Raw genomic sequence first — 24,077 nt, 5'->3', positions numbered from 1 at the left:
AATATTCTTGCAAAGGGGATAGGTAAATGATAAAGCTTACAGGGCTTAATAATAGGGAACTAATTTTAAATGCTGACCATATAGAAAAAGTTGAAGCTGTGCCAGATAGCCTTATAACCTTGACAAATGGTAATAAGTATATTGTTCTTGAAAGCACAGAAGAAATAATCAATAAAGTTATAGAATACAAAAACAGAATTTTTAGGATAGGACTGTAAAAGGAGACCAAGACATGGCTGAAAAGAAAGAGAAAGTAAAAGAAAAGGGAAAAGGTAATGCTTTAAGGATTATTATTATAGTTTTGTTAGTAATTCTTATTTTTGGTGGAAGCTTTGGCGGATATCTTCTCTATACTAAAATCTCAGGCAGCAATAGTATCGCCGAAAATAAAACCCCTAATCCTACTGTGCAAAACTCAGCAAACGATCTTTCACCTTATACATACAATATGGATGAATTTTTAGTAAATCTTTCAGATGAAGGTGGAAAAAGATTCTTTAAGGCAAAGTTGTATCTAGGTTATGAAGCTAAAAAGCAAAAGGATATGGAGAAGGAACTCGAAGAAAAGAAGCCTATAATCAGAGATGCTATAAATGGTGTTTTGAGAAGTAAAAAAGCTTCAGACTTTGCATCGCAAAAGAATGTTGAGGACTTGAAAAAAGAAATCTTAACTAGAATAAGTGCTTATTTTGAAAAGGGAAAAGTAACTAATATATATTTTTATGAAATTTTAATTCAGTAGGGGGAAGACTTATTAGCTATTCTTACCTTATTCCCCTAAGCAATCATAATGATAGTATTTATAAAATTTAGTATTATGTATTTGTCGAATATTGTTTGAATTAGATTGGTTTAATATTAGGAAAAGTTAAAAAGGAGGAACGTATGGATTTTAATTTTTGGATAATGCTGCTTAAAATTATTGTGTTTCTTCCTTTGATTTTATTTTTGTTCTATATGTCTGTTAAGTTTGGAGGAAACAAACTTCAGAGCATGCAAAATGGGAAATTCATTAAAGTACTTGAGAGGGTTTCTCTTTCAAAGGAGAACAGCCTCATTGTAGTAAAAATAGGAGATAAGGGCTATGTACTCACTTCCTCGGCTGGCAAGGTAGATACTCTTTTAGAGCTTAGTGATGAAGAACTTATGAGATTAGAGGCAACAAAAGAAATTCCACAGTACGAAAGCTTGAAGGATTTTTACCAAAAAGTAATGAAAAAAAAGGAAGGATAGAGATGAAAAAAAGATATGCAGTAGTAACACTTCTAGTTATGGCCTTTATAGTTTTTTTTGGATATAATGTACAAGCTGCGCCAGCAACATTGCCCTTGCCAAAGGTTAATATATCTGTAGATGGAGCTAATACGCCAAAGGAATATGTTGATAATATAAAACTACTTATAATATTAACAGTTCTTACGTTGCTCCCTTCTATAATCATTATGACAACAAGCTTTATAAGAACTATAATTGTATTTTCATTTCTTAGAAGTGCAATTGGTACACAGCAGTCACCCCCTAATCAAGTTATGATAGGACTTGCGATTTTTCTTACCATTTTTATAATGGCACCAACCTTTAATGCTGTAAATACTAATGCGATAAAACCATATTTGGAAAATAAGATAACCCAAGAGCAAGCTATAGCTGAAGGATCAAAGCCGCTAAGAGAATTTATGCTTAAACAAACAAGACAAAACGATCTCAAACTCTTTGTTGATGTTGCTAAGGTTAAGGGAGAAATAAACAAGGAAAATGTTCCGCTATATGTAGTTATACCTGCTTTTATAATAAGCGAATTGAAAACAGCATTTACTATAGGATTTCTGCTTTTTATACCGTTCTTAATTATAGATTTAGTTGTTGCCAGCGTGCTTTTATCTATGGGTATGATGATGCTTCCGCCTGTAATGGTATCGCTTCCCTTTAAGCTTCTTTTATTTGTAATGGTAGATGGATGGCATTTGCTTGTTAAGTCTATAATAACGAGTTTTTCATAGGGAGTTGAAGTCTAAATGAGCGAAAATATGATTATTTCAATAATAAAGGATGCTGTGCAAACAGGTCTTATGGTGGCAGCGCCCATTCTTATTGTTTCTTTGGTAGTAGGCTTGATAATTAGTATCTTTCAAGCAACTACACAGATACAGGAGCAGACACTAACCTTCGTGCCAAAGCTTATTGCAGCTGCTGTAGTAGGACTCATCGCTGGTCCTTGGATGCTTCACACTGTAGTAAACTTTACTCAAAGGATTTTTTCACTTATTTCAAATATCGTACAGTAATACAAAAGCTTTATAGTTTGCTGTAAAAAGTTGAAATATATAGAGGAGGGATAAGCGTTGGTTAATATTGCCTACTTTACAGCAATAATTTTAGTTTTTTTAAGAATGCTTGGATATTTTGTAGTAGTTCCAATATTTTTTCCAAAGGGCTTTCCCAACATAGCTAAGGTTGCCTTTACCTTAGTTATAGCGTATATCCTAATACCAGGAATTAATTATTCACATGTAAACATAACAAATAATTATGAATTAATCTCTTTAGCTATTAATGAAATCGTCACAGGGTTGACATTAGGTTTTATTACAAACTTGATATTTTTTTCTATCAGGATGGCTGGTCAATTAATAGACTTTCAAATTGGTTTTTCTATGATAAATATGTTTGATCCATCAACTAATAGTAATGCTACCCTTTTAGAGCACGTTTTATATTGGTCCAGTCTAGTACTATTTTTCACAATAGATGCCCACCATATGCTTATTAGTGCTTTAATAGAAAGCTTCAATGCAATTAGTCTAGGTAAATTTATTTTGGGTGGAGAAAGCGTCGGCCTAATTATAGATGCATTTATACAATTCTTTGCTCTAGGTTTGAAAATAGCGATACCATTGGTATTGATAATTCTTATAACAGATATAGTTTTAGGACTTATAGGAAGAACAGTTCCTAACCTTAATCTTATGATATTAGGTATGCCTATAAAGGTATTAGTGGGGTTATCTGCATTCGTTCTTGCTCTTCCTTTGTTATTTAAACTCATGATAAATGGCTTTGGAGATATAGGTGATGTTTTAAAGGGAATTTTTAAGTTGGCTCCAGTTATTATTGTATTTGCCTCTGAAGATAAGACGGAAGAAGCTACTCCAAAGAAAAAAAGCGATGCAAGAAAAAAAGGACAGGTAGCAAGAAGTAAAGAGGTTAATTTGGCTTTTACACTTTTAGCTTCAACCTTAGTACTTATGGCGCTTGGAACCTATGTGGGGACAAGTCTTAAAGAAACGCTAAACATATTCTTTTCAGACTACTTGATGAAAGATATCAGTTATACTGATGTAAAAAGCTTAACGCTTGTAGTAATTTGGAGACTAGCTATAGTCATACTTCCTATAGTTGCACCAATAATGATATTCGGTATATTAGGAAACTTTGCACAGGTTGGATTTATGTTAACTGGAGAACCTGTAAAGCCTCAGCTTTCAAAACTAAATCCTCTTAGCGGCTTTAAAAGAATTTTTTCCTCTAGAACTGCTGTGGAAACTATAAAGGATTTAATAATAGTGGCTTTACTTGGCTATATAGGTTATAGCTTTATAAGAGATAATTATACAATCCTTCTTCAAATAAGCAGTTTGAGAATAGGAGCCATACCTGCTGCCTTTGGAAAGCTTGTTATAGGTGTGTTTACAAAAATTACAATAGTCATGGTAGCAATAGCACTTGCTGATTATCTTTATCAAAGATTTCAGTATAATAAAGAATTAAAGATGACTAAACAGGAGATAAAAGAAGAATTCAAACAACAGGAAGGTAACCCAGAAATTAAATCTAAGATAAAGCAAAAACAAAGGGAGATAGCTTCAAGAAGAATGATGCAGGCTGTACCTGATGCTACAGTGGTTGTAACAAACCCAACTCATATAGCCTGTGCACTTAGGTATGAAGATGGGAAAGATAGCGCTCCAGTGCTATTAGCTAAAGGTGCTGATAATGTGGCAATAAAGATTAAGGATATAGCTAAGGAAAGTAATATTCCAATTATAGAGAATAAACTCTTAGCTAGAATGATATATGCACAAGTAGATATAGATGCCGAAGTTCCTTCAGAAATGTATCAAGCAATTGCAGAGATTTTAGCAATAGTTTATAAAATGAAAAAGAAGAAGTAGGTGGTTAAATGGCTGGAGATACTAAAACAAAATTTGAAATAAAAAGCAATCTAGATGTGCTTGTAGCTTTTTTAGTTATTGGAATAGTGCTTATGATTATTATTCCGCTGCCTTCTATGATGCTGGATATTTTGCTTGCGCTTAATATAAGCATTTCAGTAGTTATTATCCTTCTTACAATGTTTACTACAGAAGTGCTTCAATTCTCAGTGTTTCCTACTTTACTATTAATTACGACACTGTTTAGACTTGCGCTAAATATTTCTTCAACAAGACTTATTTTAAAGGATGGCTATGCAGGGAAAATAATTGAAGCTTTTGGAAGCTTCGTTGTTGGTGGAAACTATGTAGTTGGAATTATAATTTTCTTAATAATAATGGTTATTCAGTTTATGGTTATTACTAACGGTTCTGGAAGAGTTGCGGAGGTGTCAGCAAGATTTACTCTTGATGCTATGCCTGGTAAACAGATGAGCATAGATGCAGACTTGAATTCAGGACTAATAAATGAGACTCAGGCAAAGGAAAGAAGAAAGAAAATTCAAATGGAGGCAGAATTCTATGGTTCTATGGATGGTGCTTCTAAGTTTGTTAAGGGTGATGCTATAGCTGGAATTATAGTAACGCTTATTAATGCTGTAGGTGGTATTATAATTGGAGTTGTAATGTTAAAGATGGATATTGGTACTGCGGCACAAACCTTTATAAGACTTACCATAGGCGATGGGCTAGTAAGCCAAATTCCTGCACTTTTAATATCTACTGCCGCAGGAATTTTGGTTACGCGTTCCGGAAGTGATAGGAACCTTGGTACAGAGGTAATTTCACAGCTTACTGGTTTTCCTAAAGTTGTAGCTATATCGTCAGTGGTGCTTTTATTTTTAACTTTTATACCAGGACTTCCTCATTTCATATTTTTCATTCTATCAATCACTACAGGGGTTAGCGCATACTTCTTGTATAAAGATCAGAGGACTCAAACAATAGCTCAAATTGAGGAAGAGCAGCAGCAAATTATAGAAACTGAAAAAAGAGAGCCTGAAAATGTAATGTCTTTAATAACTGTAGAGCCTATGGAAATAGAAATTGGTTATGGTCTTATACCTTTAGCAGATGAAAGTTCAGGCGGAGATTTACTCGAGAGAATTTCTTCTGTTAGAAGACAATGTGCTATAGAAATGGGAATAGTAGTGCAGCCTATTAGAATCAGAGATAATCTCCAATTAAAAACTAATGAATATGTTGTTAAAATCAGAGGCACAGTAACGGCAAAGGGTGAATTAATGCCTAACATGCTTCTTTGTATGGATCCAAGTAGTGGTGATTTTGAAATACAAGGAATTAAAACTGTAGAACCTGCCTTCGGCCTTCCTGCTGTTTGGATGAATAGGGATCAAAGAGAAGATGCAGAAATAAAGGGCCTTACAGTAGTTGATCCTACAACGGTTATGGTTACTCACTTAACAGAAACTATAAAGAGCCATTCTCATGAGCTTTTGGGAAGACAAGAGGTCAAGTTAATCATAGATGCGGTTAAAGAAAAATACAGCGCTGTGGTTGAGGAACTTATTCCTGATCTTATGACGATAGGAGAAGTGCAAAAGGTATTGCAGAATTTATTAAAGGAAAAAGTGTCTATAAAGGATATGGTTACAATACTAGAATCGTTAGCTGATAACTCTAGAGCAACAAAGGATATTGAGCTCTTAACTGAGTATGTAAGATTTGCTCTTGGAAGAAACATATGCAATCCTTTAATTAATGAAAATGGTGCAATAACAGTTGTTACCCTATCTCCAGATGTTGAGGATAGAGTTGCAAACAATATTCAAAAATCCATGCAGGGATCTTTTCCTGCAATAGATCCAGATACAACAGGAAGAATTTTAAATTCTATTAAGGATGTTTTGGATAGTGTATATTTCTATGACAATCAGCCTGTAATACTTGTATCACCAAAAATTAGGCCAGCTTTTAGAAGACTGATCGAAATGGTATTTCCAAATATAGTTGTATTATCTCTTAATGAAATACCAAATGATATTGAGATAAGAACTGAAGGAGTTGTGACCATCTAAATGATTATAAAGAGATATATAGTCAATAGCATGAATGAAGCCATGACTCGTATTAGATACGAGCTTGGCAAGGATGCAGTTATAATAAGTCAAAGAAAAATAAGAAAGCCGGGTTTCATGGGCTTATTTTCTAAAAAAATATTAGAGGTAACCGCTGCTGTTGAAAATGTGAAAAAGGGTGACGAACAAGTTGTAGACAGTATTGAAGCAATTAAAAAAGCAGTTGAAAGTGTTAAAGTAGAAGAGAAAAAGGTAGAGGAGCAGAAGGACGAGGCTAAAGCCGTTCAAAATAGTGAAGAATTGCTCAGAGAAATGCAGGATATGAAGTCTCTTATTTCTGAAATGATGAGTAAGCCTCAGGATAAAACACCAAGAAGAACAAAGCTGCAGGTAAAGCTTGAAGAAAGTGATATAAATGAAAAGCTCGTTAAAAAGCTTCTTACTAAGGTAAAAGCAGTGGAGGGTGAGGAAGATGAACTTCAAAAGGCTAAAGCAGCCATTGAAAAGTTAATCTCTGTTTCAAAGGCTAAGATGCAAGGAGCTGTAGTTTTAGTGGGACCCACTGGAGTTGGAAAAACTACTACTATCGCTAAACTAGCAGGCAGACTTTCTTTGTTAGAGAAGAAAACTGTTGGCTTAATAACTATAGATACTTATAGAATAGGTGCTGTTGAGCAATTAAAAACTTACGCAGATATAATGAATATCCCCTTTAGAGTTGTGTTCTCAATGAAAGAGATGGAGACTGCCATGGAAGCTATGAAAGACTGTGATGTTGTTTTGATAGATACAACAGGGAGAAGCTGCAAAAATACAATGCAAATTTCTGAACTTAGAGCTTTCGTTGATAAGGTGAATACAGATAATATACATTTAGTAATTAGCTCCACTACAAAAAATAGAGATGTTACTTCAATTATTGAAGGGTATAGACCATTAAATTATAATAATGTAATAATAACTAAACTAGATGAGACCTCAACCTATGGTTCAGTTTTAAATATACTGGATGCTGCAAAAAAACCATTGAGCTTTATCACTACAGGTCAAAATGTACCTGACGATATAAAAGCAATTTCAGCAGCTGAAGTTTCTAGTCTTATATTGGGAGAGGATAATATATGTTAGATCAAGCTCAAAGATTAAGACAATTAGCAGCAAATAATGAGAATAAAGATAGAGCAAGAATAATTACAGTTACTTCAGGAAAAGGTGGAGTAGGAAAGAGTAATTTCGTAGTTAATCTTGCAATTTCGCTGCAGCAAATGGGAAAGAAAGTACTTATATTTGATGCAGATGTAGGAATGGGAAATGATGATGTTTTAATGGGCTTCCTGCCTAAATATAATGTGTTTGATGTAATATTTAATAATAAGAAGATAGATGATGTAATTATAACTGGCCCAAGTGGTGTTAAACTGCTTCCAGGAGGATCAGGGCTATCAAAAGTTGAGGAACTAACGAATAAGCAAAGAGAAAGCTTTATAAAGCAACTGGAAGACTTAAAAGGATTTGACTATATTTTAATGGACACGGGAGCAGGAATAAATAGAAGTGTACTAGGGTTTGTGGCTTGCTGCGAAGAATTAATTGTGTTAACTACACCAGAGCCAACATCCCTGACGGATGCTTATAGTCTTGTAAAAGCTATAAGCCATTTTAAGATAAAGAGTAGTGCAAAAGTAGTTATAAATAGAGCCATAGATGAAAAAGAGGCTACTTTAACCTATAATAAATTTAATAATGCCGTATCGAACTTCTTAAAATTAAAGCTTGATTACTTAGGAAGTATAGCAGAGGATAGAAAATTAGTTCAGGCGGTTAGAAATCAGCAGCCATTTATGGTGAGCTTTCCAAACTGTGATGCAGCACGAGATGTAAATAAAATTGCAAGTAAATTAATAGGCAGCGAGAATGCTGAACAAAAGTCAGGAGTACAAGGACTTTTTAAAAAGATTTTTAGTATTTTTTCATAAGGAGTAATGGTTATGCTAGATAATTTAACCTTTGAAATAAACAGCAGAATAGAAATAGCATGGAATGATGAATATTACAAGAGTACAATTGAAAATGTTGAAGAGGGATTTATTTGTATTAGCATTCCTATAAAAGAAGGACAGTATATTCCATTGAGACCAGGAGAACAAGTTGAAGTCTTATACTATAGTGATAAAGACATTTATAAATTTTATACTTACGCAATAGGGAGAAGAGTTGATAAGATTCCAATAATTTTATTAGCTTATCCAAAGGAAATATATAAAGTACAAAGAAGAAGGTTTGTAAGAGTCCCTATAGTTTGCTCAATTGAGTACTTAAAAATAGGAAAAAATGATGAAGTAAAGGCACTTAAAGCTACTATGGTTGATTTGAGCGGCGGCGGTATGAGAATTAAGCTAAGAGAAGAATTAAATTTGGGTGATAAAATTATTGCAAAAATCCCTATAGACAATGAGTTCCTAGAAGTAAAAGGAGAGATTGTTAGAATTGAACCAGAGGAAGATTCGAAGAGGATTATATGCGGTGTAAGCTTTACTGAACTGGAAGAAAGAAAAAGGGAAAAAGTAATTAGATTTATATTTCAAGTAATGCGGGATCAGATGAAAAAAGGATATTAGAGCTAATGTAGAGTTAGGGGGAAGTAAATTGTGGCTATACCTAAGGCTGTTGAAGTAAAAGAACAGATTGTTATGAAATATATACCACTTGTGAAATATATTGCATCTAGAGTGATAGTTGGAAAAAGCAGATATATAGAGTATGAAGATTTAGTAAGCTATGGAATGATTGGCCTCATGGATGCTATTAACAAGTTTGATGAAAGTAGGGGTATGAAATTCTCTACTTATGCATCTATCCGAATTAAGGGTGCAATGATAGATGAGCTTAGAAGAAACAGCCCTATATCAAAAGGAGCTATGGACAAATTAAATAAATATAATGAGGCTATGGAAAGCTTGCAGAAGAGTTTATTGAGAGAGCCAACTACAGGAGAGATAGCTAAAAGTTTAGGTATGACCATAGAAGAAGTTAACGAAATTGAAGGCTATATTAATTACATTTCTGTTGTCTCACTAGAGGATTTAATCTTTTCTGAGGATGATGATATGCCTCTGATTGGAACTATTCAAGATGATAAAAGCCCAAGTCCTGAAAAGAGTTTAGAGGAAAAGGAAGAAATTGAATTTTTAGCTAAAGCTTTAGATAATTTAAATGAAAAGGATAGAACAGTGCTTTCCTTATATTATTATGAAGGCTTAACTCTAAAAGAAATAGGAAAAGTCTTAGAAGTTTCTGAATCTAGAGTTTGTCAGCTCCACAGCAGAGCTATAATGCATTTAAAGAAGGAATTGAGCAGGTTAAAATATATGCCTTAATTTAAAATATATACTTATGGAGTTGGTAAAATGGGGTTTCTGTTGATAATTATAGGAACAACTTTAATAATTTTTAATATTAAAGCTATTAAAAGAGAAAAGAATTCCTTTAAAAATGTATTTCATAATAAGGAAGAGGAATTAGCAGAATTTGAGGTAAGATTAGGGGTATTGAGACGTGAGTTCTCAGAAACGATTTTAGAATTACAGAAGCAAATTATAGAATTAAAGAAAGAAAATATTGAGGATGTCATAACTTATACTAAAGAAAATGAAAAATCAGACGAAGAATTAACTGAGGTAATCGAAGACAAGAAAAATGATATACCTTCAGAAGATAGTGAAGTTAAGAAAGAAAATAACACAAAAGGCAATAGTGTAAAAATAGAAGAGATAAATAAACTCCTAGAAGAAGGGTTCTCTGTTGAGGATGTTTCCGTAAAACTTGGAGTAGGCAAGGGGGAAGTGCTATTAATAAAGGAATTATATCTAAAATAAAAGAGTTAATAGACTTTCTTAGTGATAGAAAGATTCTGCTTGGAATTGGAATTGGAATTATAATTGCTACTATTATTATGAGCGGTGTTAAAGTAAGTACAAATATTAGTGATTCTGAAATAGAAAGAAGAGCTAGAGGTTTGGGTATGGATTACCCAGGTGAATTTAAAGTTATTGATAAGGATGTGAGTAAATGATTAGATCCCTTTATACTTCTGTATCTGGTCTAATTACGCAGGAAGCTAAGCAAAATGTAATAACTAATAACTTGGCTAATGTTAACACAGTTGGTTTCAAAGGAGATAATCTTTCTGTTAAAAAATTTGATGATGTGTTAATACAAAATTATGACAAGCTTATTAATGGGAAGAATGTGCAAAATGTTATTGGATCCATAAGTCAGGGGAGCAGAATAGATGAAGTTAACACAAGCTTCACTGGAGGAATGCTTGAGACAACAGATAAATGGAGCGACTTTGCAATTGATGGAAAAGGTTTCTTTTCTGTTTTAAGAGATAATAATGGGTTAGTTAACACCTTTTATTCTAGAGATGGTCATTTACATGTAAATGGACAGGGATTCTTAGTTAATAATAGCGGAGATAAAATACTTGCCTCAGCTATTAATGACAATGGAATGCCTATTTCTGCTCCATCACCGATTCAAGTCGGAAACAGAGAAATAAAACTTCAGGGTAATGGCAGGTTTTCATTAGATGGACAAAACTATAAGTTTGCCACAGTGGATTTTGAAAACTATAGTAGTCTTAGAAAGATTGGTGATAATCTGTACCAAGGAGAGAATCCAATTCAGGGTGATGATATTTATGTTAAGCAAGGTTATTTGGAAAAATCTAATGTTAATGTAATAAATGAAATGGTAAATATGATGACAACTATGAGAACATTCGAGTCTAACCAAAAGATTTTACAGTCTATTGATGAGACTTTGGGGAAGGCTGTAAATGAAGTGGGTACAGTTAGATAGGATATAGATATGGAGAGGAGATGAGAGCTTGCTTAGAATATTATGGGGCAGTAGAAGCTCCATGACAGCACAGCAGGAAAAGCTTGATAGTATATCAAATAATATAGCAAACGTAAACACCGAAGGCTATAAAAAAGTGGATGTAAGTTTTAAAGACTTAGTATACGAAACTCTTAATCGAAATGGGTATCCTACAAATGTAAAGGATGGAGCTTCTTCTATAAATGGTACTGGAGTAAGAACTGCAGATTGGACAAGAGATGCAAGTCAGGGAAATTTAAGTGAAACTACTCAAAAAACTGATTTAGCAATTGATGGTCAAGGGTATTTTGCAGTAGAACTCCCAGAGAAAAATGCCGATGGAAGTAGTAAGCTTGCATACACTAGGAGTGGAAGCTTTAACTTAGATGCTGACGGAAGTCTAGTTGATAAAAATGGGAATAGGCTCTTTATAAATTTTTATGAAGGTACTCAACAAGAGGATAAACAATTTACTAAAGACAACTTTACCGTAGATGAACAGGGAAGAGTAATAAAAACTGATGGAAATGTTAATAAGGAAGTTGGAAAAATAAACTTGTATAACGTAGTTGGACAAGACTCCCTTAGATCTATAGGAAATAGTTTATATGTAATTGACACCCAAAATATAAATGGTGTTGAAGTCCCAGTGGAAAGACCTTATTTAGAAGAGGACTCAAGTATAAGACAAGGCTTGCTAGAGCTTTCAAATGTTGACTTGACAAAAGAAATGACAGAAATGATAGTAACTCAGAGGGCCTTTGAGTTAAGCTCTAAGGCTATGAGAACAGCTGATGAGATGTGGGGAATGGCTAACAACTTAAGAGGAAGATAGATAACAGCAGTATTTGGCTTAAGCCTAATACTGCTTTATTTTTTTTGCTTTCATAAAATTTAAGGTAAGCTTCATATAATGTATTGATAAAACATTTTAAGGAGGATTACTAATGGTAGATATGTATAATATGAAAGACACAATGTATAGGCAACCGTGTTGTCCTATGATGACATGTCCTATGATAGCTGTTCAGCCTGTGCAAAGCATTATGAATAGAATGAATCCTATGTATGGAGTTCAACCTGTATATGGATATATGACTAATCCATATTTTTATCAAGTAGAAATGAAGCCTGTGCCAATCGAGGAAATAGAAGACTAGTATTTTAAAACGCGGGGGATTATTATGGGTATAGGATACGTGCTCGGATGTCTAGTGAGTATAATTGCTTGGAAACTGGACAGGCAATATTTGTTTTATTTATTAAATAGAACTATAAACAAATTTATAAAGAATAAAGTTATGCTTCATATATTTTATGGTCTAATATTTATTTTAATTTGCTTTGTATTTAATCAACTAAAGATAAAAGAATTAAGCAATTTTATTACTGCTTTTTTAGTAATTGATATTAGCAATACAGAAAAGAAAAATTTGAGGCAAAGAGAAAAAGTTCGTTTCTATGATTCAATCTCTGTTATTTCAAGGGCAATAGTATGCGGCTTTATAGCTCCTTTAATGTTTGTATTATTTCTAGGGAATACTTATGGAATTGCCTACATGCTAATATATAACATAAGTTTAGTAGCTTATGAACTTGAGTTATTTAAAATTGTATATGTAACTTCAACTGTAATTCCAGCAATGATAGCTGAAGCATTTTTGTACTTCGTATATTTCTGCAGGAATAAAAAATCTCAAATCGACTTTAAAGGTGACTACTTTATAAACTTATTTATTCGACCTCTACTAAATGTAGATATCTTAGGAGCATATGTAGAATCAGTTAATTTTTATTACCTTTATAGTACTAAAAAAACAGACTATCTTAAAAGCTATGGAGAGTATTCTAAAAAAATTGATGAGGTATGTATAAAGGATTATTTAAGCATTGGATATGGAATATGTTTAATTACTTTTATAATGTTTTATATGGCATTAAAATAAGAAGTGGTTTCCCACTTCTTATTTTAATGAGGTAATTGCTGCTGTTATAGGAGGTATAACTTGCTTTTTCCTTGATAAAATATCTGGCAAGTAAACGCTTGGTCCAGTCAATTTTACATTGAAAGCTCGAGCAACAAGTTCTTTTTCTTTTCCAGCAACAAAAAGCTCTGAGCCGCCCTTTAATATGTCAGTTAACATAAATACAATCAGGTTAAAGCCATTCTCAACAGCTTTTTTATCCATTAAAGAAAGCATATCACTTTTCATATCATGGAAGCCTTCTAAGTCCATAGTGCTTATCTGAGATATTCCTATTTTAAGATTATTAAGAGTAAACACCTTAAAATCTTGATGGAATATTTCATCTACAGTTCTATTGCTTAATGATGTGCCCGCCTTAAACATTTCCTTAGCAAAGCTGTCTACATCTATGTTTGCTATTTCAGAAAGTCTTTTAAGCATTAGCTTATCAACATTTGTTGAAGTAGGAGATTTAAACAGCAAGGTATCCGATATTATAGCAGCACATAATAAACCTGCAACCTTTTTTGAAGGCCTAATGCCATTTTCAAAGAAAATTGAGGCTACAATAGTTGAAGTACTTCCTACGGGTTCATTTCTAAAATATATAGGATTTCCAGTTTGAATATCTGCAATTCTATGATGATCAATTATTTCAAGAACTTCTGCATCTTCAAGACCGTGAACAGATTGAGTTTTCTCGTTATGGTCAACTAGAATAACCTTTTTCCTGTTCTGACTTATCAAATGGTAACGGGAAATTGTTCCTAAAACTTTTCCGTACGTATCTATTACAGGGTAACTTCTATATCTTGTCTCAAGCATAATATCCCTAATTTCTTCTACAAAGTCATCTGTATCGAAGCTTAGAATATTATCTCTTGCCATAACAAAGCTGATTGGAATACTTTGGGTTATTAGCCTTGAGGTGGTGAAAGAATCATATGGGGTTGATAATATGGAACAACCAGATTTTTTAGCCAACTCTATTATCTCACTGCTTGCTATGTGATTGCCCGTAATAATCATTAAGGATGCGCACTTTTCAACCACTACCTTTTGGGTATCCTCTCTGTCACCACAGATGACAATATCTCCAGGCTCTAAAATGCTTTCTGTGCTTTCAGGTCCCATAGCAGCAGTAACTATCTTTCCTCTGAGCTTAAGATTTTCGTCATGTATATATACATGCTTAGCTGAAAGAGTATCTACTATATTTTCAAGAGTAGTACCGCTTTTTGCAAGTATATTGTTATCCCATACATCCATAAAACTTGAAAATAAGTTTGATATCGTAGCTATCCCCATCAATAAATCATTTTCATCTACTACAGGCAAGGTTTTTGAATTGTTCTTTTTCATAATATTCCATGCCATCTTTAAGGAAATATCAGGGGAGACTGGAGCTACGTTGTCAATATGAAGATCAGAAACTTGAACCTTAACTGTTTCGATAAGTTTTGGAACCTCAACTCCAAAATAATTTAGAATGAATTGAGTTTCTCTATTTACGTCTCCAAGTCTAACTGGAATTGCATCAAGATGCCCAGTTTTATTTTTGAATTCAGCATAAGCAATTGCAGCACAGATAGAATCTGTATCTGGATTCTTATGACCCGTTATGTAAATCGTATCTTTCATTTGCTTCATCCTTTCTAGTGAATATTTTCATTTTAAGGTTATTTGCTAGTATTGTAAATAGTTTGTTTCTTATTTGCGGAAATAAAACCGTTCATATCTTTGGACATACCCTCATATATTGTTAATGTGTAAATTTTACTTGCTAAAAGGAGGGATAACATGTTAAATAGCGAGGCCTCATTAAGAGGTTTAACTAAAAGTGAAGCGGAAAAAAGACTTAGTGTATATGGTCTAAATCAACTAGAGAATAAAAAGAGAATTTCACCAATACAGATATTTCTCTCACAGTTTAATGATTTTATAGTTTGGGTGCTAATAGCAGCAACAGTTATATCAGGTATTATGGGAGAAAAAGCAGATGCTATTACAATACTTATAATTGTCATTATGAATTCTGTCCTAGGCTTTATTCAAGAGTTCAAAACTGAAAGGTCTTTGGAAGCTTTGAAAAAACTTGCTGCACCAACATGTAAAGTTATAAGAGATGGAAAGCTTCAGGTTGTTAATGCAGAATTATTAGTTCCAGGGGATTTAATTGTACTTGAAAGTGGAGACAGAATACCTGCTGACTGTATTATAGTTCAAGACAGCGCTGTAATGGTGGACGAGTCACTTCTTACAGGAGAGTCAGTTGGAGTTAATAAAAGCAGCAAAGATAAGGAAAATAATCTTTATATGGGTACCGTAGTTCTTAAAGGAAAAACTATGGCTAAGGTATCTGAAACCGGCATGAAAACAGAAATGGGTAAAATCGCAAATATGCTTCAGGATATTGAAAATGAGAGATCACCATTAAAGGAGAAGCTTAATTCTTTAGGAAAAGTTTTAGTTGTTCTATGCCTTGTAATCTGTGCTATTGTTACTGTTATGGGTATTTGGAGAGGGAAGAATGCCTATGAGATGTTCCTTCTTGGAGTAAGTCTTGCTGTTGCAGCCATACCTGAGGGATTAGCTGCTATCGTTACAGTTGCATTAGCTTTAGGAGTTTCAAGAATGCTAAAGAGAAATGCTTTGGTAAGAAAGCTTCCTGCAGTTGAAACTTTAGGATGTACTTCGATAATCTGCAGCGATAAGACTGGTACGCTTACCCAAAACAATATGACAGTAAAAGCTTTATATTATAATGATAAGATGTACAATGTTGACAAAGATGGAACTCCAGAAAACAACCTGCTTAAAAAGTGTTTTACTTATTGTAATGATTGCAGCTGTGATGAAAAGGAAAGCAATCTTCAAAAAAGCTTATTTGGAGACCCAACAGAGACTGCATTAGTAAAGGTGTTTTTTAAAGACACTAAGTCATATATGAATTTTCTTTATAGGGGAACTAGAACGTATGACATACCATTCGATTCTGACAGAAAAATGATGTCTGTAATAATAAGAGAAGGCGGCAGAGATTGTTGCTATGTAAAGGGAGCACCTGAGAGGCTTCTTGAAAAGTGCAAGTACATATTTATTGACGGAGAAGTTAAGCTTTTAACTTCATTTTATAAAAGCAAGATACTATCAGCTGTGGAATCCATGTCACTAAATGCTTTAAGATGCATAGGGGCTGCTTATAAGGATTCTGGAGTAATAAAGGGAACTGATCTTGAAAAAGATTTAATATTTCTTGGCATAGCAGGTATAATTGATCCCCCTAGAAGAGAGGTAAAAGATGCGGTTTTAAAATGTAAAATTGCTGGAATAAGACCTGTTATGATAACTGGCGATCACAAAAACACTGCTTTTGCCATAGGAAAGGAACTTGATATATGTAAAGATTCCTCTGAAGTTATAACAGGAGATGAAATTGATAAACTAAGTGACAGGGAGCTTGAATCAAAAATAGGTAAATTAAGTGTTTTTGCTAGAGTTAGTCCAAATCATAAGCTTAGGATTGTAAAGTTGTTTAAGAAGAAAAACTATATAGTAGCTATGACAGGCGATGGCGTAAATGATGCTCCTGCTGTAAAGGAAGCTGATATAGGAGTATCTATGGGAATATCAGGTACAGATGTTACAAAGGAAGCTTCTTCCATGATACTATTAGATGATAACTTTGCAACAATAGTAGCAGCTGTTGAAGAGGGAAGAGTTATATATGACAATATAAGAAAGTTTATAAGATATCTTCTGTCCTGCAATCTTGGTGAAGTATTGACAATGTTTTTGGCATCACTATTATATTTAGATACTCCGCTGTTGCCAATACAAATATTACTTGTAAACTTGGCAACAGATGGACTTCCTGCTATTGCTCTTGGTGTAGACCCACCAGATAAGGACATTATGTTCCAAAGACCAAGACCTAAAAATGAGCATATATTTGCAAGAGGCTTAAAAGAAAAGATTTTAATTAGAGGAAGCTTAATTGGGATATGTACGGTTTTAGCATTCCTGGCAGGAAAATATTATGGTATGAGCCTAAATGCCTGCAGAACCTTGGCATTAGGCACACTTATAATGTCTCAGCTTATTCACGTATTTGAGTGCAGATCAGAGAAGCATTCGATATTTGAAATAAATATATTCACAAACGCTTATCTTGTTGGTGCTGTGTTGGTGTCTATAGCAATGCTTCTATGTGTACTATATGTTCCATTCCTACAAGGAATATTTAAGACTGTTCCTCTAAATTTCGGACAATGGATGATAGTTGTATTCCTTTCAGGTGTAATAGCATTTATAAACAGTTTATACTTGTTTATACGCAGATAATAAAATGAGTAGGCTAAATACCTACTCATTTTATTATTTTATTCTTTGAACCTTTTGAACTCTTTGAACTTTTCCTTCAACAGGAACTAAATCTTTCTTTGTACTTAAATTTCTAATATTCATTATGCTAAGGCCTTCCTTGTCATCCTTGCCTTTCTTAGCTTTTAAGCCTTGAACAACAACAAGGTTACCTTGATTTACAGTCATGAAGGTTGGCTTTTTAAACCATCTGTTCTTTTTATATACGCATCTTATTACAGATTTGCTTCTGTCTGGCTTTACTATAAGAACAGCTTTAAGCTTATGGAATATCCAAAGAATTGTTTTCTCCTCAATTTTAACAGAAACTATATTGCCCTGAATCTGTGTTAGTCTATCGCCATATCTTTTTAAATAGGTTTCAGTATAGTACTTTGCAAACTTTTCTTTAATGCTCATATGTATGACTCCTTTTTTAATATAATTATTTATGTTAGAAATAATAACAAGCTAGGTATTATTATGATTGAACGTTTTTAGGTTCATTATAACATAGAATTCAACTATTTAAAATATACAAACAGTATTTATATTTTAGTTTTCCTAATACCATAATAACTATGACAAAGTTTTTTAAAATCTACTTGTTACTTTTAAACTGTTGGGATAAAATACAAGTAATTAATTATCTTTATAATATCATTATAGGAGTGAAGCATATGAAAAAAGAAGATATTGCAAAAATGATAGACCATACTATATTAAAACCTGAGGCCACTGAAGAACAGGTTAGAAGAGTTTGCGAGGAAGCCTTGAAATACAACTTTGCATCTGTTTGCATTAACCCAGGCAGGGTAGCTTTTACAGCAAGTATGCTTAAAGGAAGTGAAGTTAAGGTATGTACTGTTATAGGTTTTCCTTTAGGAGCTAATACAAGTGCTGTTAAAGCTTTCGAGACCTCAGAAGCAATTAAGGAAGGTGCTCAAGAGGTTGATATGGTAATAAATATTGGAAAGCTAAAAGATAAGGATTATGATTACGTTAGAGAAGATATAAAAGCTGTGGTTGAAGCAGCGAAGGGAAAAGCTTTAACTAAAGTTATTATTGAAACTTGTCTTTTAACTGACGAGGAAAAGGTTATTGCTTGCAGGCTTGCTAAAGAAGCTGGAGCTGGTTATGTTAAAACCTCAACTGGATTCTCAACAGGCGGGGCAACATATGAAGATATTAAGCTTATGAGAGAAACAGTAGGACCTGAGATGGGTGTTAAGGCTTCTGGAGGAGTAAGAAATAATACAGATGCACTGAGCATGATTGAAGCAGGTGCAACAAGAATAGGCGCTTCAGCTTCAATAGCTATTTGCGAAGGTGGAGAGGGAAGTTCAAATTATTAATATAAAATTTTTAGACTGCGTTTTAATGGACGCAGTTTTTATATTTTTTGTAAACTGTTCCTAAAATAAAAATTTTAGAATATCTATATAGTAATAGGCACATAGTGAAGGGAGGAATTACAGCGTGAGATCAGAATTGACTTCAAAGGACATAATATATGAGTATGATTTGGATGATAATATATCGAGGGAAGATGTTCAATATATACCGGAATACACAGAGGTTTATAAAAAAATAAGAAGCGCTCTTGAAATAAATGATAGCGGTTATAATGTTTATTTAATAGATGATTTTTCAAAGGAAAAGCTAAAGAATATAGTTAGCTTTGTAGAAAAGACACTTAGCGGAAGACCAAAGCCGCAGGATATATGCTATGTAGTAGAGGAGGACCCAAAGAGTCCTAAAGCTTTATTCTTACCTAATGGAAAAGGAAAAGAATTTAAGAGACAGCTTGAGGATATTCAAAATGCATATGCAGAATGCACCTTCAATTTTTATAACAGCAGTGCTAATAAGGAAAAAGAAGCTTTAATAGATAATATGCAGAAAAAAAGAAATGAGCTTATTAGCAAGCTTGAGGATATGGCTGAGGAGTATGGATTTGAAATTAAGATAACTCAAGGTGGCTTCGTATTTATTCCTTTAAAGGAAGGTGAGGCCATGACTGAAAAAGATTATGATGATTTAGAGAAGGATAAAAAAGATGATATATTAGATAAAGTTGGAACTTTAAAGGAAAATGCAGAAGTGATACTTGAAGAACTTAAACAGGTAGAACTAGACGAGCTTGAAAAAATAAAGAAGCTTATGGAAGAGCATTTTCTGGAAAGCTTAAAAGATGAAAAAGAAGAGTATACTAAGCAGTTTGAAGAGAATGAAGAAGCGCTTGGATTCTTTGATAGTATAAGCAGGAAAATAGAAAAGAATTTAATAGACAACTATTCAATAAACTATGATGAAGATGAAGAAAAGATAAATGAAATAATATATAAATATGAAATAAACGTTATAGTTGATAATAGTGAAAATGATAAGCCGCAAGTTATTTTTGAAGAAGATCCTAGTGTAAATAATCTTCTTGGAAACATAGAATATGAAAATCATAATAATGTTTATACTACTGATGTTAGTTTAATTAAAGCTGGGTCCATGCTTAAGGCAAACGAGGGCTGCTTAATTATTAGGGCAAATAGCCTTTTTAATAACACGCATGCATATTACTATCTTAAGAAAACACTAATTTCTGAAAAGGTAAATTTAGATTATAACAGAGGATATCTAGAGTTACTATCCTTGGGAAGCATTAAACCAGATATGATTAATATTAAAGAAAAAGTTATATTGATAGGTGATTATGAAACCTATGATGTGCTTTATAATTATGATGAAGATTTTAAGAAGATTTTTAAAATTAGAGCTGAATATGAGCCTATAGTGGAGATTAATGAAAACAGTAAAAGGGCCTTAGGTAGCTGCATAAACAAAATTATTAAGGAAAACAAACTTAAGCCAATTGACAATGACGCAGTTCTAGAAACAGCTAAATTTCTCTCTAGAAAAGCAGAGAGCAGAACTAAACTTTATTTTGATGATACTGAGATAAGTAGGATTTTAACGCTATCAAACAATAAGGTAATAAACGAAAATAGAGAAAAAATAACCTCAGAAGATATTAGAGAAGTTGCTTATTCTCAAGAAACAATTCAAAGAGAGATTTTAGACAGCTATAGAGATAAAAGAGTGCTGATAAATGTGAAGGACTCTTTAGTGGGGCAAATAAATGGTCTTTCAGTTATAGATTCAGGCTATTTTAGATTTGGAAAGCCAATAAGAATAACCTGCACTTGCTATAAAGGCGATGGAAACATTGTTGACGTTCAGAAAGAAAGCAATATGAGCGGAAATATTCATACAAAAGCTATCAATATACTTAAAGGGTATATAAACAGGCTTGCAAATTCTTACTCCAGACTGCCTGTAGATTTCCATTTGAGTTTTGAGCAGCTTTATGGAAAAATTGATGGAGATAGTGCTTCTGTAGCTGAAATAATAAGTATGATTTCAGCACTTAGCAAAATACCTATTAAACAAAGTATAGCGGTTACTGGGTCTATAAATCAATTTGGCGAGGTGCAGCCTATTGGGGGAGTAAACGAAAAAATAGAAGGCTTCTTTAATATCTGCAAGGTTTTAGATACTACTGATAATAAAGGTGTTCTAATACCATACTCCAATAGAAATGATTTGGTTTTAAGCCATGAGGTAGAAGAGGAAATAAAAAAAGGCAAGTTCCATATTTACACTATGGATTCTGTTGATGACGCTATTGAAATTTTAATGGGGACTGGAGAAATGAAAGTAGCTGAGGTAATGGATACTGTAGCTAAAGAAATAAAAAAGTACTCGAAAAGGTAAAACAATAACTAGATATCTAGATAAGAAGATAACTAGATAAGAAGATATCTTCTTATCTAGTTAAAAATTTATTATTTATACGTTAAATCTAAAATTAACTACATCGCCATCCTGCATTACATATTCCTTGCCTTCAAGTCTGTAGAAGCCTTTTTCTTTGGCTGCAGCTTCTGAGCCGCACTCTACAAGCTTGTCATAAGATATTGTTTCAGCTCTTATAAATCCTCTTTCAATATCTGAGTGAATTTTGCCAGCTGCTTGAGGAGCCTTTGTGCCTTGAGCAATTGTCCATGCTCTTACTTCTTGAACACCAGCAGTTAGGTAGCTCATCAACCCGAGCAGCTTGTAGCTTGAATGTATTAGTTTATCTAGTCCTGTTTCTTCAAGTCCATATTCCCTAAGCAGTTCAATCTTTTCGTCTTCTTCAAGCGAAGAAACCTCTTCTTCAAGCTTTGCACATATTACTACAACTTCTGAAGATTCTGAAACAGCATGCTCTTTAACTTTTAGAACAAAGTCATTTTCAAGATTTCCTGAAACTAAATCATCTTCAGATATATTCGCAGCATATAAAACTGGCTTTGAAGTTAATAGAAAGAAGCCTTTTACTAGTTCAATTTCTTCATCAGTCATTTCTAGAGTTCTTACAGGTTTACCGCTTTCAAGATGAGACTTTATTCTTTCCATTAAAGCTAATTCTTCCTTAGCTTTTTTATCTCCTGAACGTGCAAGCTTAATAGACTTTTCTATCCTTCTGTCTATCATTTCTATATCAGAAAAAATCAGTTCCAAATTTATAGTTTCAATGTCTCTTAATGGGTCAACTGAACCATCCACATGAACTACGTTAGGATCATCAAAGCAGCGAACTACGTGAACTATAGCGGCAACTTCTCTTATATGGGATAAAAATTTATTTCCAAGACCTTCCCCTTGGCTGGCTCCTTTAACAAGCCCTGCAATATCATAAAATTCTATATTTGCATAAACTTTTTTTCTTGAAGAATAAATTTTTTCAAGTACATCAAGTCTCTTGTCAGGAACATTAACAACTCCTATATTTGGTTCTATAGTACAAAACGGATAATTAGCAGATTCTGCACCAGCTTTTGTTATAGCGTTAAATAAAGTGCTTTTACCTACGTTTGGCAATCCAACAATTCCAAGCTTCATCTATCTATACATTCCTTTCCTTCTTTTGTAGGTCCTTAATTCCTAATAAATTATACCTTACAGCAATAGGTATTTCAAGGACATTAGTTAGTTTAAGCAATTTGAGTACATTCTATTAGAAGGGAAAAGTTTAAAAAATTTAATATTTAATGTAAAAATCCTAAATTATTAGAAGGAGTTTTCAAATTTATATAGAATATGTTGTAATAGTGGTTAAAAGTGGTGTAAAGTGGAGTAAAATAGTTATTGAGGTGGAGTAATGTTTATAGGCGAGTATCAACATGCCGTAGATAGTAAAAATAGAATGATTATCCCCTCTAAGTTTAGAGAAGCACTTGGGGAAAGCTTTGTGCTTACTAAAGGACTTGACGGCTGTCTTTATGCCTACACTATGGAGGAGTGGAAAATACTTGAGGAAAAGCTTAAGAAACTTCCACTTACAAGCAAGGATGCAAGAGCTTTTGTTAGATTTTTCTTTTCCGGAGCAAATGAGATAGATGTTGATAAACAAGGAAGAGCACTTATACCACAAAATCTATTAGAATACGCAGGCGTTTCTAAGGAGATAGTAAGTATAGGTGTATCAACTAGGATAGAAATTTGGGGCAAGGAAAAGTGGGAAGAATATAATAGCCAAAATATAGATTTTGATGGTATTGCAGAAAAAATGAGCGAGCTTGGAATATAGCCTTCATTAAAGGAGGATGACAATGGAGTTTAAACACGTATCAGTATTGTTGAATGAAGTAATTGAAGGTCTTAACATAAGTGAAAATGGAACATATGTGGATTGCACCTTAGGAGGTGCTGGACATTCTAGCGAGATAATAAAAAGACTTAGTGCACAAGGCAGATTAATTGGCATCGATCAGGATAGGGATGCCCTAAAAGCTGCTGGAGAAAGACTTAAGCAATATGAGAATGTAATTTTTGTCCACAACAACTTTACCAATGTAGAGCAAATACTTGAAGAGCTCAATATAGAAGGAGTAGATGGCATACTGATGGACCTCGGGGTCTCGTCCTATCAGCTTGATACTGGAGAAAGGGGCTTTAGCTATATGCAGGATGCACCTTTAGATATGAGAATGAATAGAGAGTCGGACTTTTCTGCCTATGATTTAGTAAATGAGTATAGCGTCGAGGAGCTTTATAGAGTTATCAGAGATTTTGGAGAAGAAAAGTTCGCAAAGAGGGTTGCTCAATTTATTGTAGACAGAAGAAAGAATAAACCAATAGAAACTACTCTTGAGCTTGTAGATATAATCAAGGCTGCAATCCCTGCAAAGGCAAGAAGGGAAGGACCTCATCCAGCAAAAAGAACCTTTCAAGCTATAAGGATAGAGGTTAACAAAGAATTAGATATTTTAGATAAAGCAATTGAGGGAGCTGTAAATAAGCTTAATATTGGTGGGAGAGTTGCAGTTATTACTTTCCACTCTTTAGAGGATAGAATAATTAAAAATAAATTTAAGGAACTTGAAAATCCATGTAAATGCCCTAAGGAGTTTCCTGTGTGTATATGTGGAAAGAAGTCAAAAGTGAAAATAATTACAAGAAAACCAATTGAGCCTTCTCTAGAGGAAGTTACTGAGAATCCTAGAAGCAGAAGTGCCAAATTGAGAATAGCAGAGCGAATTTAGTTCTAATTTTGGGATGGGGTGAATAAA

The 24,077-nt window shown here is 33.5% G+C and carries 24 protein-coding genes; 21 read left to right on the top strand and 3 right to left on the bottom strand.

From position 1 onward, the window contains the following. The first annotated feature begins 26 nt into the window (after positions 1–26). From NBE98_RS18900 to NBE98_RS18825, 16 genes are all read left to right on the top strand, one after another. Complete coding sequence (locus NBE98_RS18900; protein WP_250816565.1) at positions 27–218, top strand: flagellar FlbD family protein; 192 nt, start codon at positions 27–29, stop codon at positions 216–218. A 14-nt stretch (positions 219–232) separates the two neighbouring features. Beyond that, positions 233–742, top strand: coding sequence for a flagellar basal body-associated FliL family protein (locus NBE98_RS18895; protein WP_250816564.1), 510 nt, complete (start codon positions 233–235; stop codon positions 740–742). A gap of 143 nt (positions 743–885) precedes the next feature. Continuing rightward, positions 886–1,233, top strand: a complete 348-nt coding sequence (gene fliO / locus NBE98_RS18890) for a flagellar biosynthetic protein FliO (RefSeq protein WP_250816563.1) — start codon at positions 886–888, stop codon at positions 1,231–1,233. A gap of 2 nt (positions 1,234–1,235) precedes the next feature. Further along, positions 1,236–2,000 (top strand): flagellar type III secretion system pore protein FliP, encoded by a 765-nt coding sequence (fliP, locus tag NBE98_RS18885; RefSeq protein ID WP_432432673.1) that lies wholly within the window; start codon positions 1,236–1,238, stop codon positions 1,998–2,000. 15 nt (positions 2,001–2,015) lie between these two features. Then, entirely contained in the window at positions 2,016–2,285 is a 270-nt protein-coding gene (fliQ, locus tag NBE98_RS18880; RefSeq protein WP_250816562.1) for a flagellar biosynthesis protein FliQ, read from the top strand. Between the two features lie 57 nt (positions 2,286–2,342). Then, a complete protein-coding gene (locus tag NBE98_RS18875; protein WP_250816561.1) occupies positions 2,343–4,172 on the top strand; it encodes a fused FliR family export protein/FlhB family type III secretion system protein in 1,830 nt (609 codons plus the stop codon). Positions 4,173–4,180: 8 nt separating this feature from the next. Beyond that, on the top strand, positions 4,181–6,250 hold the full coding sequence (gene flhA / locus NBE98_RS18870; RefSeq protein WP_250816560.1) for a flagellar biosynthesis protein FlhA: 2,070 nt from the start codon (positions 4,181–4,183) through the stop codon (positions 6,248–6,250). Continuing rightward, positions 6,251–7,378, top strand: coding sequence for a flagellar biosynthesis GTPase FlhF (gene flhF, locus NBE98_RS18865; protein WP_250816559.1), 1,128 nt, complete (start codon positions 6,251–6,253; stop codon positions 7,376–7,378). After that, a complete protein-coding gene (locus NBE98_RS18860) occupies positions 7,372–8,226 on the top strand; it encodes a MinD/ParA family protein (RefSeq protein ID WP_250816558.1) in 855 nt (284 codons plus the stop codon). Before flhF ends, NBE98_RS18860 begins: the two co-directional genes overlap by 7 nt. Positions 8,227–8,238: 12 nt before the next feature. Further along, a complete protein-coding gene (locus tag NBE98_RS18855; RefSeq protein ID WP_250816557.1) occupies positions 8,239–8,868 on the top strand; it encodes a flagellar brake protein in 630 nt (209 codons plus the stop codon). Positions 8,869–8,898: 30 nt separating this feature from the next. After that, the gene (locus tag NBE98_RS18850) at positions 8,899–9,627 is read left to right on the top strand and encodes a FliA/WhiG family RNA polymerase sigma factor (RefSeq protein ID WP_250816556.1); all 729 of its coding nucleotides are present in this window, start codon (positions 8,899–8,901) and stop codon (positions 9,625–9,627) included. A 30-nt stretch (positions 9,628–9,657) separates the two neighbouring features. After that, positions 9,658–10,125 carry a DUF6115 domain-containing protein gene (locus NBE98_RS18845; protein WP_250816555.1) on the top strand — a complete coding sequence of 156 codons (468 nt, stop codon included), beginning with the start codon at positions 9,658–9,660 and terminating at the stop codon, positions 10,123–10,125. A 193-nt stretch (positions 10,126–10,318) separates the two neighbouring features. Then, on the top strand, positions 10,319–11,113 hold the full coding sequence (locus NBE98_RS18840) for a flagellar hook-basal body complex protein (protein ID WP_250816554.1): 795 nt from the start codon (positions 10,319–10,321) through the stop codon (positions 11,111–11,113). A 28-nt stretch (positions 11,114–11,141) separates the two neighbouring features. Further along, complete coding sequence (locus NBE98_RS18835; protein ID WP_250816553.1) at positions 11,142–11,969, top strand: flagellar hook-basal body complex protein; 828 nt, start codon at positions 11,142–11,144, stop codon at positions 11,967–11,969. Between the two features lie 112 nt (positions 11,970–12,081). Continuing rightward, the gene (locus NBE98_RS18830; protein WP_250816552.1) at positions 12,082–12,294 is read left to right on the top strand and encodes a hypothetical protein; all 213 of its coding nucleotides are present in this window, start codon (positions 12,082–12,084) and stop codon (positions 12,292–12,294) included. A gap of 24 nt (positions 12,295–12,318) precedes the next feature. Further along, positions 12,319–13,080: a hypothetical protein gene (locus NBE98_RS18825; protein WP_250816551.1), complete on the top strand. Its 762-nt coding sequence runs from the start codon at positions 12,319–12,321 to the stop codon at positions 13,078–13,080. 18 nt (positions 13,081–13,098) lie between these two features. Here the strand turns inward: NBE98_RS18825 and NBE98_RS18820 are convergent, their stop codons facing one another. Next, positions 13,099–14,742, bottom strand: coding sequence for a putative manganese-dependent inorganic diphosphatase (locus NBE98_RS18820; protein WP_250816550.1), 1,644 nt, complete (start codon positions 14,740–14,742; stop codon positions 13,099–13,101). Positions 14,743–14,901: 159 nt separating this feature from the next. Here NBE98_RS18820 and NBE98_RS18815 point away from each other — a divergent pair, with 159 nt between their 5' ends. Further along, the gene (locus NBE98_RS18815) at positions 14,902–17,445 is read left to right on the top strand and encodes a calcium-translocating P-type ATPase, SERCA-type (protein ID WP_250816549.1); all 2,544 of its coding nucleotides are present in this window, start codon (positions 14,902–14,904) and stop codon (positions 17,443–17,445) included. Positions 17,446–17,478: 33 nt separating this feature from the next. Here NBE98_RS18815 and NBE98_RS18810 read toward each other — a convergent pair whose 3' ends face one another. After that, positions 17,479–17,883 (bottom strand): hypothetical protein, encoded by a 405-nt coding sequence (locus NBE98_RS18810; RefSeq protein ID WP_250816548.1) that lies wholly within the window; start codon positions 17,881–17,883, stop codon positions 17,479–17,481. 260 nt (positions 17,884–18,143) lie between these two features. Between NBE98_RS18810 and deoC the strand changes: the two genes are divergently transcribed. Next, entirely contained in the window at positions 18,144–18,818 is a 675-nt protein-coding gene (deoC, locus tag NBE98_RS18805) for a deoxyribose-phosphate aldolase (RefSeq protein WP_250816547.1), read from the top strand. Positions 18,819–18,942: 124 nt separating this feature from the next. Further along, positions 18,943–21,234: an AAA family ATPase gene (locus tag NBE98_RS18800; RefSeq protein WP_250816546.1), complete on the top strand. Its 2,292-nt coding sequence runs from the start codon at positions 18,943–18,945 to the stop codon at positions 21,232–21,234. A 75-nt stretch (positions 21,235–21,309) separates the two neighbouring features. Here NBE98_RS18800 and ychF read toward each other — a convergent pair whose 3' ends face one another. After that, positions 21,310–22,407: a redox-regulated ATPase YchF gene (ychF, locus tag NBE98_RS18795; protein ID WP_250816545.1), complete on the bottom strand. Its 1,098-nt coding sequence runs from the start codon at positions 22,405–22,407 to the stop codon at positions 21,310–21,312. Positions 22,408–22,666: 259 nt separating this feature from the next. On the opposite strand from ychF, the gene mraZ reads away from it, so the two are divergent. Together mraZ and rsmH are read left to right on the top strand one after the other, a co-directional pair. Further along, on the top strand, positions 22,667–23,095 hold the full coding sequence (gene mraZ / locus NBE98_RS18790; RefSeq protein ID WP_250816544.1) for a division/cell wall cluster transcriptional repressor MraZ: 429 nt from the start codon (positions 22,667–22,669) through the stop codon (positions 23,093–23,095). Positions 23,096–23,117: 22 nt separating this feature from the next. Further along, on the top strand, positions 23,118–24,050 hold the full coding sequence (gene rsmH / locus NBE98_RS18785) for a 16S rRNA (cytosine(1402)-N(4))-methyltransferase RsmH (RefSeq protein ID WP_250816543.1): 933 nt from the start codon (positions 23,118–23,120) through the stop codon (positions 24,048–24,050). Positions 24,051–24,077: the final 27 nt, after the last annotated feature.

Origin of the sequence: Clostridium swellfunianum, assembly GCF_023656515.1 — a bacterium.
Taxonomy (GTDB): Bacteria; Bacillota; Clostridia; order Clostridiales; family Clostridiaceae; genus Clostridium_AT; species Clostridium_AT swellfunianum.
This window is presented reverse-complemented; position numbering and strand designations above follow the sequence as displayed.

Bases quoted from the DNA above. Each gene is read 5' to 3' on its own strand.
- NBE98_RS18820 (WP_250816550.1), bottom strand. From the start codon at position 14,742: ATGAAAGATACGATTTACATAACGGGTCATAAGAATCCAGATACAGAT.
- mraZ (WP_250816544.1), top strand. From the start codon at position 22,667: ATGTTTATAGGCGAGTATCAACATGCCGTAGATAGTAAAAATAGAATG.
- NBE98_RS18855 (WP_250816557.1), top strand. From the start codon at position 8,239: ATGCTAGATAATTTAACCTTTGAAATAAACAGCAGAATAGAAATAGCA.
- fliQ (WP_250816562.1), top strand. From the start codon at position 2,016: ATGAGCGAAAATATGATTATTTCAATAATAAAGGATGCTGTGCAAACA.
- flhF (WP_250816559.1), top strand. From the start codon at position 6,251: ATGATTATAAAGAGATATATAGTCAATAGCATGAATGAAGCCATGACT.
- NBE98_RS18845 (WP_250816555.1), top strand. From the start codon at position 9,658: ATGGGGTTTCTGTTGATAATTATAGGAACAACTTTAATAATTTTTAAT.
- NBE98_RS18810 (WP_250816548.1), bottom strand. From the start codon at position 17,883: ATGAGCATTAAAGAAAAGTTTGCAAAGTACTATACTGAAACCTATTTA.
- NBE98_RS18840 (WP_250816554.1), top strand. From the start codon at position 10,319: ATGATTAGATCCCTTTATACTTCTGTATCTGGTCTAATTACGCAGGAA.
- rsmH (WP_250816543.1), top strand. From the start codon at position 23,118: ATGGAGTTTAAACACGTATCAGTATTGTTGAATGAAGTAATTGAAGGT.
- flhA (WP_250816560.1), top strand. From the start codon at position 4,181: ATGGCTGGAGATACTAAAACAAAATTTGAAATAAAAAGCAATCTAGAT.
- NBE98_RS18825 (WP_250816551.1), top strand. From the start codon at position 12,319: ATGGGTATAGGATACGTGCTCGGATGTCTAGTGAGTATAATTGCTTGG.
- fliO (WP_250816563.1), top strand. From the start codon at position 886: ATGGATTTTAATTTTTGGATAATGCTGCTTAAAATTATTGTGTTTCTT.
- NBE98_RS18830 (WP_250816552.1), top strand. From the start codon at position 12,082: ATGGTAGATATGTATAATATGAAAGACACAATGTATAGGCAACCGTGT.
- NBE98_RS18860 (WP_250816558.1), top strand. From the start codon at position 7,372: ATGTTAGATCAAGCTCAAAGATTAAGACAATTAGCAGCAAATAATGAG.
- fliP (WP_432432673.1), top strand. From the start codon at position 1,236: ATGAAAAAAAGATATGCAGTAGTAACACTTCTAGTTATGGCCTTTATA.
- ychF (WP_250816545.1), bottom strand. From the start codon at position 22,407: ATGAAGCTTGGAATTGTTGGATTGCCAAACGTAGGTAAAAGCACTTTA.
- NBE98_RS18900 (WP_250816565.1), top strand. From the start codon at position 27: ATGATAAAGCTTACAGGGCTTAATAATAGGGAACTAATTTTAAATGCT.
- NBE98_RS18815 (WP_250816549.1), top strand. From the start codon at position 14,902: ATGTTAAATAGCGAGGCCTCATTAAGAGGTTTAACTAAAAGTGAAGCG.
- NBE98_RS18895 (WP_250816564.1), top strand. From the start codon at position 233: ATGGCTGAAAAGAAAGAGAAAGTAAAAGAAAAGGGAAAAGGTAATGCT.
- deoC (WP_250816547.1), top strand. From the start codon at position 18,144: ATGAAAAAAGAAGATATTGCAAAAATGATAGACCATACTATATTAAAA.